Annotated in this window: 12 protein-coding genes and 1 pseudogene; 6 read left to right on the plus strand and 7 right to left on the minus strand. The window is 66.7% G+C overall.

Going from position 1 to position 15615, the window contains the following annotated elements:
* Nucleotides 1-85: 85 nt before the first annotated feature.
* A complete protein-coding gene (locus tag ACZ5MJ_RS29295; protein ID WP_464224491.1) occupies nucleotides 86-1582 on the plus strand; it encodes an amidase in 1497 nt (498 codons plus the stop codon).
* A gap of 33 nt (nucleotides 1583-1615) precedes the next feature.
* Entirely contained in the window at nucleotides 1616-2920 is a 1305-nt protein-coding gene (locus ACZ5MJ_RS29300) for an MFS transporter (RefSeq protein WP_464224493.1), read from the plus strand.
* Between the two features lie 35 nt (nucleotides 2921-2955).
* Here the strand turns inward: ACZ5MJ_RS29300 and ACZ5MJ_RS29305 are convergent, their stop codons facing one another.
* From ACZ5MJ_RS29305 to ACZ5MJ_RS29320, 4 genes are all read right to left on the minus strand, one after another.
* Nucleotides 2956-3726 (minus strand): TSUP family transporter, encoded by a 771-nt coding sequence (locus ACZ5MJ_RS29305; RefSeq protein ID WP_464224495.1) that lies wholly within the window; start codon nucleotides 3724-3726, stop codon nucleotides 2956-2958.
* Complete coding sequence (gene pta / locus ACZ5MJ_RS29310) at nucleotides 3723-4754, minus strand: phosphate acetyltransferase (RefSeq protein ID WP_464224497.1); 1032 nt, start codon at nucleotides 4752-4754, stop codon at nucleotides 3723-3725. The genes ACZ5MJ_RS29305 and pta overlap by 4 nt, the downstream gene beginning before the upstream one ends.
* 137 nt (nucleotides 4755-4891) lie before the next feature.
* Nucleotides 4892-6658: a sulfoacetaldehyde acetyltransferase gene (gene xsc / locus ACZ5MJ_RS29315; protein ID WP_464226640.1), complete on the minus strand. Its 1767-nt coding sequence runs from the start codon at nucleotides 6656-6658 to the stop codon at nucleotides 4892-4894.
* 405 nt (nucleotides 6659-7063) lie between these two features.
* On the minus strand, nucleotides 7064-8146 hold the full coding sequence (locus ACZ5MJ_RS29320) for a 4-hydroxyphenylpyruvate dioxygenase family protein (protein ID WP_464224499.1): 1083 nt from the start codon (nucleotides 8144-8146) through the stop codon (nucleotides 7064-7066).
* A gap of 297 nt (nucleotides 8147-8443) precedes the next feature.
* Between ACZ5MJ_RS29320 and ACZ5MJ_RS29325 the strand changes: the two genes are divergently transcribed.
* The 3 genes from ACZ5MJ_RS29325 to ACZ5MJ_RS29335 all read left to right on the plus strand — a co-directional run bounded on the left by ACZ5MJ_RS29325 (nucleotide 8444) and on the right by ACZ5MJ_RS29335 (nucleotide 11821).
* Nucleotides 8444-9277, plus strand: coding sequence for a shikimate dehydrogenase family protein (locus ACZ5MJ_RS29325; protein WP_464224501.1), 834 nt, complete (start codon nucleotides 8444-8446; stop codon nucleotides 9275-9277).
* 95 nt (nucleotides 9278-9372) lie between these two features.
* Nucleotides 9373-10710 (plus strand): MFS transporter, encoded by a 1338-nt coding sequence (locus tag ACZ5MJ_RS29330; RefSeq protein ID WP_464224503.1) that lies wholly within the window; start codon nucleotides 9373-9375, stop codon nucleotides 10708-10710.
* Nucleotides 10711-10756: 46 nt separating this feature from the next.
* Nucleotides 10757-11821 (plus strand): porin, encoded by a 1065-nt coding sequence (locus tag ACZ5MJ_RS29335; RefSeq protein ID WP_464224505.1) that lies wholly within the window; start codon nucleotides 10757-10759, stop codon nucleotides 11819-11821.
* 54 nt (nucleotides 11822-11875) lie between these two features.
* Here the strand turns inward: ACZ5MJ_RS29335 and aroQ are convergent, their stop codons facing one another.
* A complete protein-coding gene (aroQ, locus tag ACZ5MJ_RS29340; RefSeq protein WP_464224507.1) occupies nucleotides 11876-12337 on the minus strand; it encodes a type II 3-dehydroquinate dehydratase in 462 nt (153 codons plus the stop codon).
* A gap of 95 nt (nucleotides 12338-12432) precedes the next feature.
* On the opposite strand from aroQ, the gene ACZ5MJ_RS29345 reads away from it, so the two are divergent.
* Nucleotides 12433-13386: a LysR family transcriptional regulator gene (locus ACZ5MJ_RS29345; protein ID WP_464224509.1), complete on the plus strand. Its 954-nt coding sequence runs from the start codon at nucleotides 12433-12435 to the stop codon at nucleotides 13384-13386.
* Nucleotides 13387-13546: 160 nt separating this feature from the next.
* On the opposite strand, the pseudogene ACZ5MJ_RS29350 reads toward ACZ5MJ_RS29345, so the two are convergent.
* Together ACZ5MJ_RS29350 and ACZ5MJ_RS29355 are read right to left on the minus strand one after the other, a co-directional pair.
* Nucleotides 13547-14651: pseudogene (locus ACZ5MJ_RS29350) on the minus strand (IS5 family transposase).
* A gap of 90 nt (nucleotides 14652-14741) precedes the next feature.
* Nucleotides 14742-15509, minus strand: a complete 768-nt coding sequence (locus tag ACZ5MJ_RS29355; RefSeq protein ID WP_464224512.1) for an IclR family transcriptional regulator domain-containing protein — start codon at nucleotides 15507-15509, stop codon at nucleotides 14742-14744.
* Between the last annotated feature and the right edge of the window lie 106 nt (nucleotides 15510-15615).

The following is a 15615-nucleotide window of genomic DNA, read 5'->3' on the forward strand; positions in this document are numbered from 1 at the left end:
CCAACACAATCGCAATACCTCCCGAAGCCTGTCCTGTACGCCCCCACCGCGCCGCCGCCGGCACGGATAACGACAAGGAGTCGATGTGAACCTGTCCGACCGGACTCCCGGCGCTTATCCGCCGTTATGGGAGGCGGCACAGCGGCTCGCCGCCGGCGCAGTCTCAGCGGTGGAACTGGTGGATGGCTGCGAGGCCGCCTGGCGCGACTGGCACGGCATCATCAATGCGCTGGTGCTGTCGGATTTCGATGCCGCCCGCGCCGCCGCGCAGGAAAGCGACCGGCGCCGCCGGGCCGGGCAAGCGCGCGGCATGCTCGATGGCGTGCCGTTCTCGGTCAAGGAATCGTTCGACGTCGCTGGCTGGCCGACCACTTGCGGCAATCCGGCCATGCAAGGCCGCGCGGCCCAGCGCGACGCCGTGGTGGTGCAGCGCCTGCGCGATGCCGGCGCCGTCCTGCTCGGCAAGACCAATGTCCCGCTCGGCCTGCGCGACTGGCAGAGCTACAACGCCATCTACGGCACCACCCGCAATCCGCACGATCCGTCGCGCACGCCGGGCGGCTCGTCCGGCGGCAGCGCGGCGGCGGTGTGTGCGGGCCTGTCGTATTTCGATGTGGGATCCGATATCGGCTCCTCGCTGCGCAATCCGGCCCACTATTGCGGCATCTTCTCGCTCAAGCCCAGCCATGGCCTGGTGCCGCTGGCGGGCCACGGCGTGGGTCCGGCCCGCTTCGGCGAACAGGACATCAATGTTGCCGGTCCCCTGGCACGCAGCGCGCGCGACCTGGAACCGGTGCTGCGCGCCATCGCCGGCCCGCACGGCGACGACGCGCTGCCATACCGCCTCGACCTGCCAGACTGCCCGCACCAGCGGCTGGAGGAATTCCGCGTGGCCGTGTTGCCCACCCATGCGCAGGCCGAAGCCGACGGCGAGGTCGCCGCGCAGATCGAACAACTGGGCCACTGGCTGGCCCGGCAGGGCGCGCGCGTGGGCTGGCATGTGCGGCCGGACTTCGATGCCGCCGAACTGTGGCACGTCTACGTGACGCTGCTGCGCGCGACCACCGCGGTGCATATGGACGACGCCGCCTATGCCGATGCGCTGGCCCGCAGCGCCACCGCCGCCGCGGATGGCCATTCCTATGCCACCCTTCAGTACACCGGCGCGACCCTGAGTCATCGCGACTGGCTGCGCCTGCAGGTTGCCCGCGAACGCTTTGCCATGGCCTGGCGCCGCTTCTTCTCCGACTATGACGTGCTGCTGTGTCCCGCCGCGGCCACCACCGCCTTCGCGTTGGACGAAGAGGGCGAGCCCTGGCAGCGCAGCCTCACCGTCAACGGCCGCGCGCAGCCGATGACCACGCAATTGTTCTGGGCCGGCCATTCCGGGCTGTGCGGGCTGCCTTCGGCGGTCGCGCCGATCGGGCCGGGCACGAGCGGCCTGCCGGTCGGCGTGCAGATCGTCGCCGGCCGCTACCGGGATCTCACCGCGCTGCGCTTTGTCAGCCTGCTGGAAGACGCGGGCTATGCCTTCCGGCCTCCGCCGCGGCCGTCTGTCTTGCCGGCGGACCACAACAACTAAGCCACCACAACACACACACCACAGGGAGGGATCATGTTCGACTGGTTCCGTGATTTGTCGCGCATGGAGCGCAAGGGGTTTTATGGCGCGTTCCTTGGGCATGCGGTCGATGTCTTCGACTTCATGATCTATTCGTTTCTCATTTCCACGCTGCTCGGGCAGTGGGGCATGAGCAAGTCGACGGCGGGCGCCATCGTCACCTGGACCCTGGTGTCGTCGCTGGTGGGTGCGATCGGGGCCGGCATCCTGGCCGACCGCTACGGGCGCGTGCGGGTGCTGCGCTGGACCATCGTGGTGTTCGCGGCGGCCTGCTTCCTGTGCGGGCTGGCGCAGTCGCCGGAGCAGCTGATGCTGTTCCGCATGATCCAGGGCCTGGGGTTTGGCGGGGAGTCGTCGCTGTGCATGGTGCTGGTGACGGAGATGATCCGCAACCCGGCCCATCGCGGCAAATACTCGGGCTTTACCGCCAGCAGCTATTCCTTCGGCTGGGGCGCGGCGGCGATCGTGTACGCGCTCGCCTTCAGCGTGTTGCCGGCGGAGACGGCATGGCGCGTCTGCTTCTTCCTCGGCATCCTGCCGGCGCTGGTGGTGATCTACCTGCGCCGTAACCTGGAGGAGCCGGAGATTTTCCTGAAGAGCCGCGCGGCCGGCACGCAGGGGACGGCGCTGGCAGGCCTCGGCCGGTTGTTCCGCGGGCCGCTGCTGTCCAAGACCTTGCTGTGCAGCCTGCTCTCCGGCGGCATGTTGGGCGCGTACTACGCCATCGCCACGTGGCTGCCGACCTTCCTCAAGACCGAGCGCGGCCTGTCGGTGTTCGGCACCAGCTCTTACCTGGCGGTCACCATCATCGGCTCACTGATCGGCTATGTGGCGGGCGCCTACGCCACCGACCGCTGGGGCCGGCGCCTGACCTACATCGCCTTCGCGGCCGGAGCATTCCTGGCGGCGCTGGTCTATATGGTGATCCCGGTGTCGAATACATCGATGCTGTTCCTGGGATTCCCGCTGGGCATCCTGATGCAGGGGGTGTTCGCGGGCATCGGCGCGACCATCTCGGAGTCTTATCCGAACGATATCCGCGCGACGGGATATGGCGTGTCGTATAACGCCGGCCGGGTAATCGGCTCGCTGTTCCCGCTGTCAGTGGGGTGGCTGAGCACGGGACACACTTCGCTGCCGAGCGCGATCGCCATCGTGGCGGGAGTCGGCTACGCGATGGTGGTGGTCGCCGCGGTGCTGCTGCCCGAGACCACCGGCATGGACCTGGGGCAGGCGGGCGGCGGCGAGGAAAAGGAAGAGACCGCGCCGCTGGTACAGCCGGCAGGCACTGCCGCGTGAGGCCGGGCCCGGTCATAAGGGCGCGCCGCGCGCCCTCAGTGTACCCACGCCGAAATCGCCGGCAGCATCAGGCTGGCCCCGATCCCGATCAGCACCCCGAACGCCACCCGGCGCGTCGTGGTCGGCGAGAACGGCGGCGGGAAGCGCCGGCCCAGCAGCGTGGCGATCACCACCACCGGCACGGCAATGGCGGCCTGCACGCACACGGCGGTGTCGAGCTGCCCCTGCCAGGCCGAGAACAGCGTGCGCACGCTCGAGGTCACGGTAAAGACCAGGATCAGCGCACAGCGGATTTCCACCGGCTTCATCGGCTGCCGGTAGAACTGGAAGATCAGCGGCGGGCCGGAGACGCCGAACATGCCGCTCAGCAAGCCGCCGAACACCCCGCTCATGAAGAAGCTGCGGTCGCCCGAGCGCTGCGCCAGCGGCGCGGGCTTGAGCGCGGCGCTGAGGCCGCCGTACAGGATCACGGCGCCAAGCAGCAACTGCAGCAGGGTGGCCGCGCTGCTGCTCAGGTATTCCAGCACCAGCACACCCACCACCACCGATGGCAGGATGCCGATGGCCGCCGCGCCGACCGCGCGCCAGTCGATATGCTGCATCTTGCCGGGCAGCGCGCAGGCGCTGTTGGCCAGCGTGACCAGGCTGACCACCGCGGCCACGGTGGCCACCGGCGCCAAGCCGAGTCCGCTGGTGGCGCCCATCACGATCATGCCAAGGCCAAAGCCGGTCACCGTCTGGAAATAGGTGCCGGCGCCGAGCAGGGCCTGCAGGCCCAGCAGCGGCAACAACAATTCTGCTTTCATGCCGCCTGCTCGCTCTTGCAGGCCTGTTCCGCGGTGGCTTGCGCCTGGACCACGGTGACGGCGATGACATGGAACACATCGTCGGCGCTGCAGCCGCGCGACAGGTCATTGGCGGGCTTGCTCAGCCCCTGCAGCATCGGCCCGATGGCCTTGGCGCCACCGACCCGCTCGGCCAGCTTGTAGCCGATATTGCCGGCCTCCAGACTGGGAAACACCAGCACGTTGGCGTGCCCGTTCACCTGCGAATGCGCGACCTTGCGCGCGGCGATCTCGGCGACGATGGCGGCGTCGAGCTGCACGTCGCCGTCGATGGCCAGGTCCGGGCGCTGCGCGCGCACGCGCTCGGTGGCAGCCACGACCTTGTCCACCGCCGCGTGGTGCGCGCTGCCGCTGGTCGAGAACGACAGCATGGCCACGCGCGGCTCTTCCATCAGCAACTTGCGGGCGCTGTCGGCCGCGGCCATGGCGATGTCGGAGAGCGCTTCGGCATCCGGATCCACCACCAGCCCGCAGTCGGAGAAGATCAGCCCGCCCTTGAGCGTGTGGAAGGGCTCGCACAGCATCATCAGGAAGAAGCTCGACACCAGCCGGAAACCGGGCGCCAGCCCGATCAGCTGGATCGCGTTGCGCACCACGTCGGCAGTGGTGTGGGCCGCGCCCGCCACCGAGCCGTCGGCATGGCCCAGCCGCACCATCAGGTTGGCGAAGCACAGCGGATCGAGCACCGCGCGCTTCGCTTCATCCAGCGTCATGCCTTTCTTCTGGCGCAGCGCAAAGAGCTGCTGCGCGAACGAAGGCGTGAGCGCGGAGGTGGCCGGGTCGGCCAGCGTCATGCCGTCCAGCGCGATGCCGTGGATGGCTGCGGCGGCGTTGATCTGGCGCGTGTTGCCGACCAGCACGATGCGCGCGATGCCTTCCTGCGTGGCACGTTGCGCGGCCTGCAGGATGCGCGGGTCTTCGGCCTCGCACAGCACGATGCGGCGGGGCGCGGCGCGGGCGCGGTCGATGATGCGGAGGATGGCTTTCATGGCGGGAAGGTCTGTGTAAAACGACAAAAAGGGCCAGCGACTTGCGCTATGCCCTTGGGGTTCTCCCCTCTCCCGCAAGCGGGAGAGGGAGCACACCACCAGCTAGCGAGATGCACTAGCGGGATGCAATGCGCCGATCAGACGTAGTCCTTGTACTTGTCCAGGTAACGCACCGGCTTGGCCAGCGCATCGCGGCGGAACGGGTCGCCCAGTTCACGGGTGCACATGATCTCGATGATGGTGGTCTTGCCGTGGTTCATCTGCAGGTCGATGGCGCGCTTGAGTGCCGGGCCCACGTCTTCCAGGCGGTCCACCACGATGCCTTCGGCGCCCATGGCCTTGGCGATCTCGGCGAAGCTCTGGTTGTCGAGCTCGCCCGCGACGAAGCGGCGGTTGTAGAAGTCCACCTGGTTCTTCTTCTCGGCGCCCCACTGGCGGTTGTGGAACACCACCGCGGTCACCGGGATGTTGTGGCGCACGCAGGTCATGGTTTCCATCAGGCTCATGCCCCAGGCGCCGTCACCGGCGTACGACACGGCCGGGCGGTGCGGTGCCGCCACCTTGGCGCCGATGATGGTCGGGAAGGCGTAGCCGCAGTTGCCCCAGCTCATCGCCGCGAAGAAGCTGCGCGGCTTGTCGAAGCGCAGGTAGCTGTTGGCGACCGAGTTGATGTTGCCGATGTCGGTGGACACCATCACATCCGCCGGCATGGCCTTTTCCAGCTCGCGCAGCACCTGGCGCGGATGCAGGTACTGGCCGCCGGTGGGCGTGCGTTCCTGCTTCTGTTCTTCGATCATGTCCAGGCTGTACGGGTCGCGCTCATGGGTCCAGTCGTCCAGCTCCTTCTCCCATGCGGCCTTTTCATTGGCGATGTCGGTGGCGCGGGCGTCGCGGCTGGCGTCGCAGGCCAGCGTGCGGCCGGCCAGGCGCTGGGTCAGCGCGACGGCGGCGGCCTTGGCGTCGCCGCAGATGCCCACCGAGATCTTCTTCACCAGGCCCAGCATCTTGTGGTCGGCGTCGATCTGGATGATCTTGGCGTTCTTCGGCCAGTAGTCCATGCCGTGCTGCGGCAGCGTGCCGAACGGCCCCAGGCGCGAGCCCAGCGCGATCACCACGTCGGCGCGCGAGATCAGCTTCATCGCGGCCTTCGAACCCTGGTAGCCCAGCGGGCCGCACCACAGCGGGTGGCTGGCGGGGAACGAATCGTTGTGCAGGTAGCTGTTGACCACCGGCGCGCCCAGGCGCTCGGCCAGTGCCTTGCATTCCTCGATCGCATCGGCCATCACCACGCCGCCGCCCGAAATGATCACCGGGAACTTGGCGTTGGCCAGCAGCTCGGCGGCTTCGTTCAGGCTGTCGTCGCCGCCGGGGCCGCGGTCGAGGCGGCGCGGCTGCGGGATCTCGGCGGTGATCTTGCCGTAGAAGTGGTCGCGCGGGATGTTCAGCTGGGTCGGGCCCATTTCCGACATGGCGCGGTCGAAGCAGCGCGCGGTGTATTCGGCCATGCGCGCCGGGTTGGTGACGTGGCCCTGGTACTTGGTGAACTCCTGGAACATCGGCAGCTGGTTGGCTTCCTGGAAGCCGCCCAGGCCGATGCCCATGGTGCCGGCCTCGGGCGTGACGATCACCACCGGGCTGTGGGCCCAGTAGGCAGCGGCGATCGAGGTCACGCAGTTGGAAATGCCGGGGCCGTTCTGGCCGATCACCACGCCATGGCGGCCCGACACGCGGGCGTAGCCGTCGGCCATGTGGCCGGCGCCTTGTTCGTGCACCACCGGGATCAGGCGGATGCCCGCCGGCGCGAAGATGTCCATCGCATCCATGAAGGCCGAGCCCATGATGCCGAACATGTCGGTCACGCCGTTGGCGGCCAGCGTTTCAACGAAGGCTTCCGACGGGGTCATGGTCTGCGGGCCGGCCGGAACCTGGCTTTCCTTCGCGGCGGCCGAGCCACCGGAAACGGCGGGATGCGAGGTGGTATCGAGGTCGCGCATGGCGTTTGTCTCCTGATGAGGGTCTTATAAAGTGGAACAGGGCGTTCCGGAAAATTGCTTGTTGGGGGAAATGTAGGCGGAAGACTCCCGTTGGTCAATAGAAAGTTTTGATTTACGGAATGTAATCGACAAAAAAACGAGACAAATTGGATTTTTGGTGCGGTGTAGAGCACTATTGGCCGGCGCAAGTGAAGGCTGCGCGGCGCAAGGGCGGGAAACCAGCGAGACAATGCAGCGCCGATGACATGCCGGCGCCGAGAAGGAAGGGAGGGATGGGGGCCGCGGGTTACGCGGCGGAGGGAAAAAAGAGGGAGGTCAGCGCTGCGACAGCGCCTCCAGCACCGGCAGGTTGCCCTCGCCGAAGCCGTGGTGGCCGTCGCGCTGGACGATCTCGAAAAAGAACTCGCCCGCCTCGCGCCTGACGAACGCCTGCTGGAAGCGATCCCGCGTGCCGTCGTTGCGCACGGCGCCGTCGACGAGGATGCCGTAGCGCTGCAACGCGGCCAGGTCCAGCCCATGGCCGGGCAGGCGCGTGTCGACCAAATCGTAGTAGGCCGCCGGCGGCTGCACGAACTGCACGCCGTTGGCCGCCAGCGCCGTGGCGCTGGCAAGTATGTCGGCGCTGGCCAGCGCAATGTGCTGGATACCTTCTCCGTGCTGGTCCGACAGGTAATGCCGCATCTGGTCATGGCGCGGCGTTCCCTTCTCATACAGCGGAATGCGAATGCGCCCGCACGGCGACACCAGCGCGTGCGCCTCGCTGGCGACCTGGATTTCGCGGAAGCCCAGCACCTTGCGGTAGAACTCCAGCCATTCGTCGAGATGGCCGGGGTCGACCGCCTGGGTCAGGTGGTCGACGCGCAGCAGACCCGCGCCGGGCGCATCGGCGGCTTGCGCCAGCGGGCGGAAATCGACGTCGTAGATGGAGATATCGCCCACGTCGCCCGGCCGGCCTTCCTTGCCGCGCCAGCGGTCGATGAAATAGAGGATCGACTGGCCGATGCCCTGGATGGCGGGGATATTGAGCTCCATCGGCCCCACCGTGCCCCCCTCGAACGGCCAGGCGCCGGCTTCCAGCGCTCGGGCAAAGGCGGCCGCGGCATCGTCCACGCGGATGCCGATGGCGCAGATCGACAGGCCGTACTCGCTGGCATAGCGCGTCGCGAACGAATCCGGCTCGGCGTCGACGATGAAATTCATCTCGCCCTGCCGGTACAGCTTCACGGCTTTGTGGCGGTGGCGGGCAATGGCGGCAAAGCCAAAGCGTTCCAGGGTCCGGCCCAGCGCGGCCGGGTCGGGCGAGGCAAATTCGATGAACTCGTAGCCCTGGATGCCCAGCGGGTTGTCCCAGGTCGGAAAATCGTCCGCGCGCGGGGAAGAGACGTCTGCGGCGTTCATTGTCGTTGCTCCTGTTGGGTGGCGTGGGGGCGGTGCCGAGCCATTGCGGCGACGATCGGATCATAGCAACGCACCCCCGCCGGGCCGCGTCCGGACTGCGAGCCGTGGCACCTCGTAGAAACCCGAACTGCGCGCCTTGATCGCGCATGTGCGTTCACTGATCGCGCAATATGGCGCATGAGACGCTTGGCGCGACCGGTGCCGACCACTAATCTCCGGTCAACCCAACGCGCTCCGGCCCTTCGGCAGACCCGCCGGTTGCACGCCAGGCCAACGCCCCCGAACTTCTGGAACATCATGATCAACGGCAAGACCACGCTCATCCCGCACCTTGGCTATCCCACTGAGTCGTTCAAGGCGCCGATGATCTACAACCCCTGGTTTGCGCAGCAGGACATCGATGCGGTGGTCGTCCCCATGGGCGTCAGGCCCGACGAGTATGCCGACGTGTTCCGCGCCCTGTTCCGCCTGACCAATATCCGCGGTGCGCTCGTGACCATGCCGCACAAGGTCGCCACCATGGAACTGGTGGACGAGCTCACGCCGGCAGCGCGCATCGCAGGCGCCTGCAATGCCGTGCTGCGGCGCGACGACGGCATGCTGGTCGGCGGCCAGTTCGATGGCGAAGGCTTTGTGCGCGGCATCGTGCGCAAGGGCTGCCGGCTCGAAGGCGCGCGCGCCGTGGTCTCGGGCAGCGGCGGTGTGGGCAGCGCGATCGCCGCGTCGCTGGCTGAAGCCGGCGTGGCGGAACTGGCGCTGTTCGATGCCCGCGAGGGCGCCGCGCGTGCGCTGGCCCGGCGCCTGGCCGAGCATTACCCGGCCTTGCACGTGAGGACCGGCTCAGCCGATCCGCACGGTTGCGACGTGGTGGTCAATGCCACCCCGCTCGGGATGAATCCCGGCGATCCGCTGCCGTTCGACGTCGCGCGCATCGACCCCGGCGCGATGGTGGGCGAGGTGGTGATGAAGCACGAATACACCCCCTTCCTCAAGGCGGCGCTGGCGCGCGGCTGCAAGGTGCAGGTCGGTACCGACATGCTGTTCGAAATGATCCCGGCCTACCTCGAGTTCTTTGGCTATGGCACGACCACGCCCGAAGCGCTGCGCGCGGTCGCGCAGATCCGGTACTGAGGGCAGGGTTTTCGCCCCGATCAACCGCCGCGCGGATGCCGTCACATAAAGGCACGCCGGCAAGCATTTCCTATCCAATGGTGGAGACAGACAAGATGACAACGACGCAAAAGGAGCTGCCGGCCGGTGCCACGCCCGCGGCGTACGGCAACTCGCTCGGCGACAGGATCCGCGCGGCCTTTGCCTTCGGCAAGGTGCGCTGGGGCATGCTGGCGCTGGTGTTCTTCGCCACCACGCTGAACTACATCGACCGCGCCGCCCTTGGCGTGCTGCAGCCGGTGCTGGCCAAGGCCATGTCCTGGACCGCGCAGGACTACGCCAATATCAATTTCTGGTTCCAGGTGGGTTATGCGATCGGCTTTGCGCTGCAGGGTCGGTTTATCGACATGGTCGGCGTCAAGCGCGCCTTCGCGCTCGCGGTGCTGCTGTGGAGCCTTGCCTGCGGCGCGCATGCGTTCGCGGCCTCCGCGGTCGGATTCATGATCTGCCGCTTCTTCCTGGGTTTGTCGGAGGCGGCCAACTATCCCGCCTGCGTCAAGACCACGCGCATCTGGTTCCCGGCAAGCGAGCGCGCCATTGCCACTGGCATTTTCAATGCCGGCACCAATGTCGGCGCGATGCTGACGCCGATCATGCTGCCGCTGATCCTGCAGGCATGGGGCTGGCAGGCCGCGTTTATCGCGATAGCCTCGCTGGGCGCGATCTGGCTTGTTTTCTGGCTTGCGCGCTACCACAACCCGGAACAGCACCCGACCGTCAGCGCCGCCGAACTGGCCCATGTCACGCGCGATGTCGAACCGGCACCGCACCGCATCCGCTACGCGCAGATCCTGCGCATGCGCGGTACCTGGGCCTTCGCCATGGCGTACGCCATCACCGCACCGGTGTTCTGGTTCTACCTGTACTGGCTGCCGCCGTTCCTCAACCAGCAGTACCAGCTCGGCATCAGCGTCACGCAGATGGGCCTGCCGCTGATCGTCATCTACCTGGCGGCCGATGTCGGCAGCGTGGGCGGCGGTGCGCTTTCGTCGTGGCTGATCAGCCGCGGCATGCCGGCGGTGCGTGCGCGCCTGCTGTCGATGCTGATCTTCGCGGCGTGCATTACCTCGGTAGTGATGGCCGCCGGCGCCAGCAGCCTGTGGATGGCCGTGGCCGCGATCTCGGTCGCCATCGGCGCGCACCAGGCGTGGACCGCGAATATCTGGAGCATGGTGATGGATTACACGCCCAAGCATGTGGTCAGCTCGGTGTTCGGCTTCGGCGGGATGATCGGCGCCATCGGCGGCATGTTCATGACGCAGCTGGTCGGCTACGTGCTCACTGCGACGCACAACAACTATTCGGTGCTGTTCACGATGATCCCCTGCGCCTACTTCATCGCGCTCACCTGGCTCTTCTTCCTGGCTCCGCGCAAGGTGCCGGACGTCGCCTGATCCTTCTTATCGCGTCACCACAACTAAACACCGAGACAAGACCCCGATGCAAAAACGAATGATTGCGCTGCTCGCGCTCGGCGCGGGCAGCCTGCCCGCTGTCGCCCAGACTTCCGGTGGCGTCACGCTCTACGGGCTGCTGGATACGACCATCCGCTACAGCACCCATGAAGACGCGGCCGGCCACGGCCGCACCCAGATGACCGATGGCGTGCTCACCGGCAGCCGCTGGGGCCTGCGCGGCACCGAGGATATCGGCGGCGGCAACAAGGCCTGGTTCATCCTGGAATCGGGCTTCTCGCCCGACACCGGCAGCAGCCAGCAGGGCGGGCGGCTGTTCGGGCGCACCGCGGTGATCGGGCTCGACGGCGACTATGGCAAGCTGGCGATCGGCCGCCAGTACACGCTGGCGCACGAACTGCTCTCGTCCTACGAGGCCATGGCCTTCGCCAACAACTCCATCGTCGGCTACCAGGGCGGCAACTACACCGGGCTGCGCTACGACAACACCGTCAAGTACATCAAGAGCTTTGGCGGCCTGCAGGCGGCCGCGGCCTACACCTTCGGCGAGGTCCCGGGCAGTATCAAGAGCGGCTCGGCCGCGGCCGGTTCGCTGGCCTACAGCTCGGGGCCGCTGGAGATCGGCGCGGTGTACCAGCAGACGCAGAACGTCACCACGGCATTCTTCGGCGCCGTGCCGGCGGCTCAGGCCAGCAAGCAGACGGTGTGGGGCCTGGGCGGTACGTGGAAGGCGGCGCGGGCGCAGTATTACCTCGGCTACACCAACAACCGTCTCGATGTGGCGGACTACCGCAACAACGTCGGCTATGTCGGGACGCGGTTCAACATCACCGACGCGCTCGCGTTTATCGGCACGCTGCAGTACGACTGGCTGCGCCACGCAGGACAGGGCGGCAAGCGGCTGACCACGGCGGGCATGCTCGACTACAACTTCAGCAAGCGCACCGATGTGTATGTGGAGGTGGATTACACCCACCTGCAGGGGCAGTGGATCGCGCTGAACGGTGCGCCGGCGTTTGCCAACAGCGGGAATACTTATGGCAATGCCACGCGCCTGGGTGTGATGGCGGGGGTGCGGCACAAGTTCTGATTGGGAATGCCGCCGCGCATCGCCCGATGCGCGGCGGCATCCGCTTAATCCGCTTTATTCAGCGGCGGCCGCTGTCACCAGCACCAGCGCCTCGACCGCCAACGCATACCCCTTCACCCCCAGCCCCGCCATCACCGCCCGCGCCGCCGGCGAGATCCATGAGTGATGCCGGAACGCCTCGCGCGCGTGCACGTTGGAGATGTGGTACTCGACCAGCGGCACCGACGCGCCCTTGATCGCATCGTGCAGCGCGATCGACGTATGCGTCAGCGCGCCGGCATTCAGCACCACGCCGATCATTTCCCCTTGCGCGCACAGCCGCCCGGCCTCGTGGATCCAGTCGATCAGCTGGCCTTCATGACTGGTCTGCCGGCATTGCGCCTCCAGCCCGAGCCGGAGTGCGGCTTGCTGGCAGACGCGTTCGACATCCGCCAGCGTTTCGCAGCCATAGACCGCGGGCTCGCGGGTGCCGAGCAGGTTGAGGTTGGGCCCGTTGAGCACCAGTACTGTCTTCATCTTGTCTCCTGTTGGGTCGCATGTGAGCGGCCGCGCCACTGGCGCGGCCATCGCGGATAGCCTATCGTTAGCTCCTTCTTCGATCATCGACGGCCATGGAAACTCAGAATGCGCTCACGGCGAACAATGACCCGTTCCTGCGGGACCTGCGGCTGTTCTGCACGGTAGCGCGGCGCTCCAGCTTTATCGCTGCCGCCAACGAGACGGGCATCTCGCCGGCCCATGTCAGCAAGCGCATCGCCATGCTCGAGGCCATGCTCGGCGCCAGGCTGTTCCACCGCACCACGCGGCGCGTCAGCGTGACGGCCGAGGGCGAGAGCGCCTTCGCGTGGGCGCAGAAGATCCTGGAAGACGTGGACGGCATGCTTGAAGCCGTGGGTGCCACCGGTGGCGAGCCGCGTGGGCTGCTGCGCATTGCCACCAGCGTGCGGCTCGGGCGCCGGCATGTGGCGCCGGTGCTGTCGCTGCTGCGCCAGCGGCATCCGGGCCTGGAGGTCTGGCTGGAATTGCTCGACCGGCGTGTCGACCTGATCGGCGAGAGCTTCGACCTGGACATCCGCGTGGGCGAGGTCGAAGAACCCCACCTCATCGCCAGCAAGATCGCCACGGGCTGCCGCGTACTTTGCGCTGCGCCCGCCTACCTGGCGCGGCGCGGCATGCCGGAGCATCCGGGCGAACTACCCCGGCACGACTGCCTGCTGCTGCGCGAACGCGACCAGGCCTTTGGCGTATGGCGGCTGCAGGGACCGCACGGGTGGGAGACAGTAAAAGTGACCGGGCCGATGGCATCGAACCATAGCGACGTCACCCATCAGTGGGCGCTGGAAGGCTTCGGCATCATCATGGCCTCGGTCTGGGACGTGGCCGCCAGCGTGCGCGCGGGTGAGCTGGTGCGCGTGCTGCCGGGCTGGCAGCAGCCGGCCGATATCTGGGCCGTGACCAGCGCGCGGGCCTCGGCCTCGGTCCGGATGCGCGTGTGTCTTGAATTCCTGAAGACGCAGTTGTCGCAAGGGCCGCGCGCGCTGGCAACGAGCCTGGACAGGCCCTAACAGGCTGTTGAAAAGCACTCCGTCACGAAGGGCGCAGCGCAGCTAAACACGACTCGACATGCAAATGGCCGCTGAATTCCTACCATGCCGTGCAAATGGGTGCCCCAATTACGGGGCGCGCCAGCATGGTGGCGCCGTGCGGCAGCCCCGCTTTGGCGGCTCATTGCACTGCTCCTCGCGGCACCGCACCCAGTATTCGTGCAATTCTGGTCAGATTGCTGGCGATCATCGTCAGCTTGAAGTGATGGTCCACGGTTCCAGGCCACGATATACAGTTTGTCGAAGCCGTCCGACCGTCTTTCCCCAGCCAAAGTGCTCTTCGATGCGTTTGCGGATGACCTGGCTCACACGGTATCCCTCGTGCCGCGAGGTACGGCCATCGATTGCGCTGCCGCCAGCTCGCGCGTCATTGCGCGCCACGTGGGGCGTCACCCTGCGAGCTCGGCAGTCTTGAACAAAGTCGTGCGTGCGTAGGCCTTGTCCGCACCGACCGTCTTGGCATGATTGCCAGGTATGCAGTCGAGCAAGCGCAATGCGCTGGCACGTTCGGCAAAGCCATCGGCGTGGCTCACAACCGCGCCGACCACCAGGCCAGAGCGGTTCTCCATCAGAATGTGCCCCTGATAGCTGAGGATGGCCGGGCTCTGGGCACTCTTCTTGTACAGCCGCGCATCCGGGTCGGTGCTCGATTCGTGGGTTGCATTGCTGCGCCGCTTACCCTTCCAGTCGGCCTCGGCATTGCGCCCGCCGCCTGCGGGCGGGGTGTTATCCGTGTCGTCCTTGGGGCGAAAGCTCTTGTGGCTGGCCCATGCCTGAATCAGCGTGCCGTCGACCGAGAAATGGTCCTTGGACAGAAGGTTATGCCGCTCGGCCACGCTCATCACCTTCGTGAAAAAGCTCTCGATTACCTTGTGTTCAAGCAACCGATCACGGTTCTTCGAAAAGACCGAGTGGTTCCACACGTCGTCTTCCATCGCCAGGCCAACGAACCAACGAAACAGCATGTTGTAGCGCATTTGCTCCATCAACATGCGTTCGCTGCGCACCGAGTAGAACACTTGCAACAGCAGTGCACGCAGCAACTTCTCCGGCGCAATCGAGGCACGTCCGCTGTCAGCATAGATGGTGCTAAACAGTCCGTTGAGGTCCTTCAGTGCGTCGTTGACCAGCAGCCGGATTGCCCGCAATGGATGATCGGCAGGGACGAGGTCTTCCAACTTGACCGTCGTGAACAACGTCTCTTGCATCTCATCCATTCCACGCATCGCATCCGCCGCCCGAGTTTATGAACACGATATCCATAACGTCTGGCGCCAAATCCCCGTTTACTCGGGGGGGCCAAATTCAACAGCCTGCTAAAGCACCCGCATGATCAGCAATGCGGTGTCCTGCAACACCTGCAGCACCCGGTCCAGCGCCTGCTGCGGGGTCTCGTCGCCGATCGGCATATTGACGGAGAGCGCGGCGATGACCTTGCCGTGGCGGTCGCGCAGCGGCACCGCGATGCCGCGCACGCCAGTCTGCAGTTGCTGCTCCAGCATGGCGTAGCCCTGCGCACCGGCCTTGCGGATCTCTTCGAGCAGGCGCTCGTGCTGCAGGATGGTGTAAGGGGTGTAGGGTGCCAGCACGACGGTTTCCAGCCATTCGCGCACCTGCTGCTCGGGGCGCGAGGCCAGCATCATCACGCCGGCCGATCCCAGCGGCGCCGGCACCCGCGCGCCCAGCACGAAGCCGGTGCTCATCACGCGGCTGGTGCCGGTGCGCGCGATGAAGACCAGTTCCCAGCCATCGAGCACGCTCAGGTAGGCCGCCTCACCCAGCTGCGCGGTAATCTGCTGCAGGAAGGGCTGCACCGTGCGCGGCAGCCGTGCCGAATCGAAATACGACCAGCCCACCTTGAGCACGCGCGGCGTCAGGCTGAATAGCGTGCCGTCGCTGGTGGTGTAGCCCAGGTGCTCCAGCGTCAGCAGGTAGCGGCGCGCGGCGGTGCGCGTGAGCCCCGTCAACTGCGCCGCCTGGGTGGGCGTGAGGCGCGGATGGTCGTTGTCGAAGGCCTCCAGGATGGCCAGGCCTTTCTCCAGCCCGGCGATCCAGTCGCGCCGGTTCAGCGGTTCCTTTTCCATGGTTAACCCGAATTTCGCGCGGATGATGATCGCAATGGAGCGATTGTCGCACGCCCACGCGCGAATTGTGGTTGTTGGCGGACTGGCTGGCTCATAACCTTTGGGC

The organism is Cupriavidus sp. LA-1 (genome assembly GCF_055385985.1).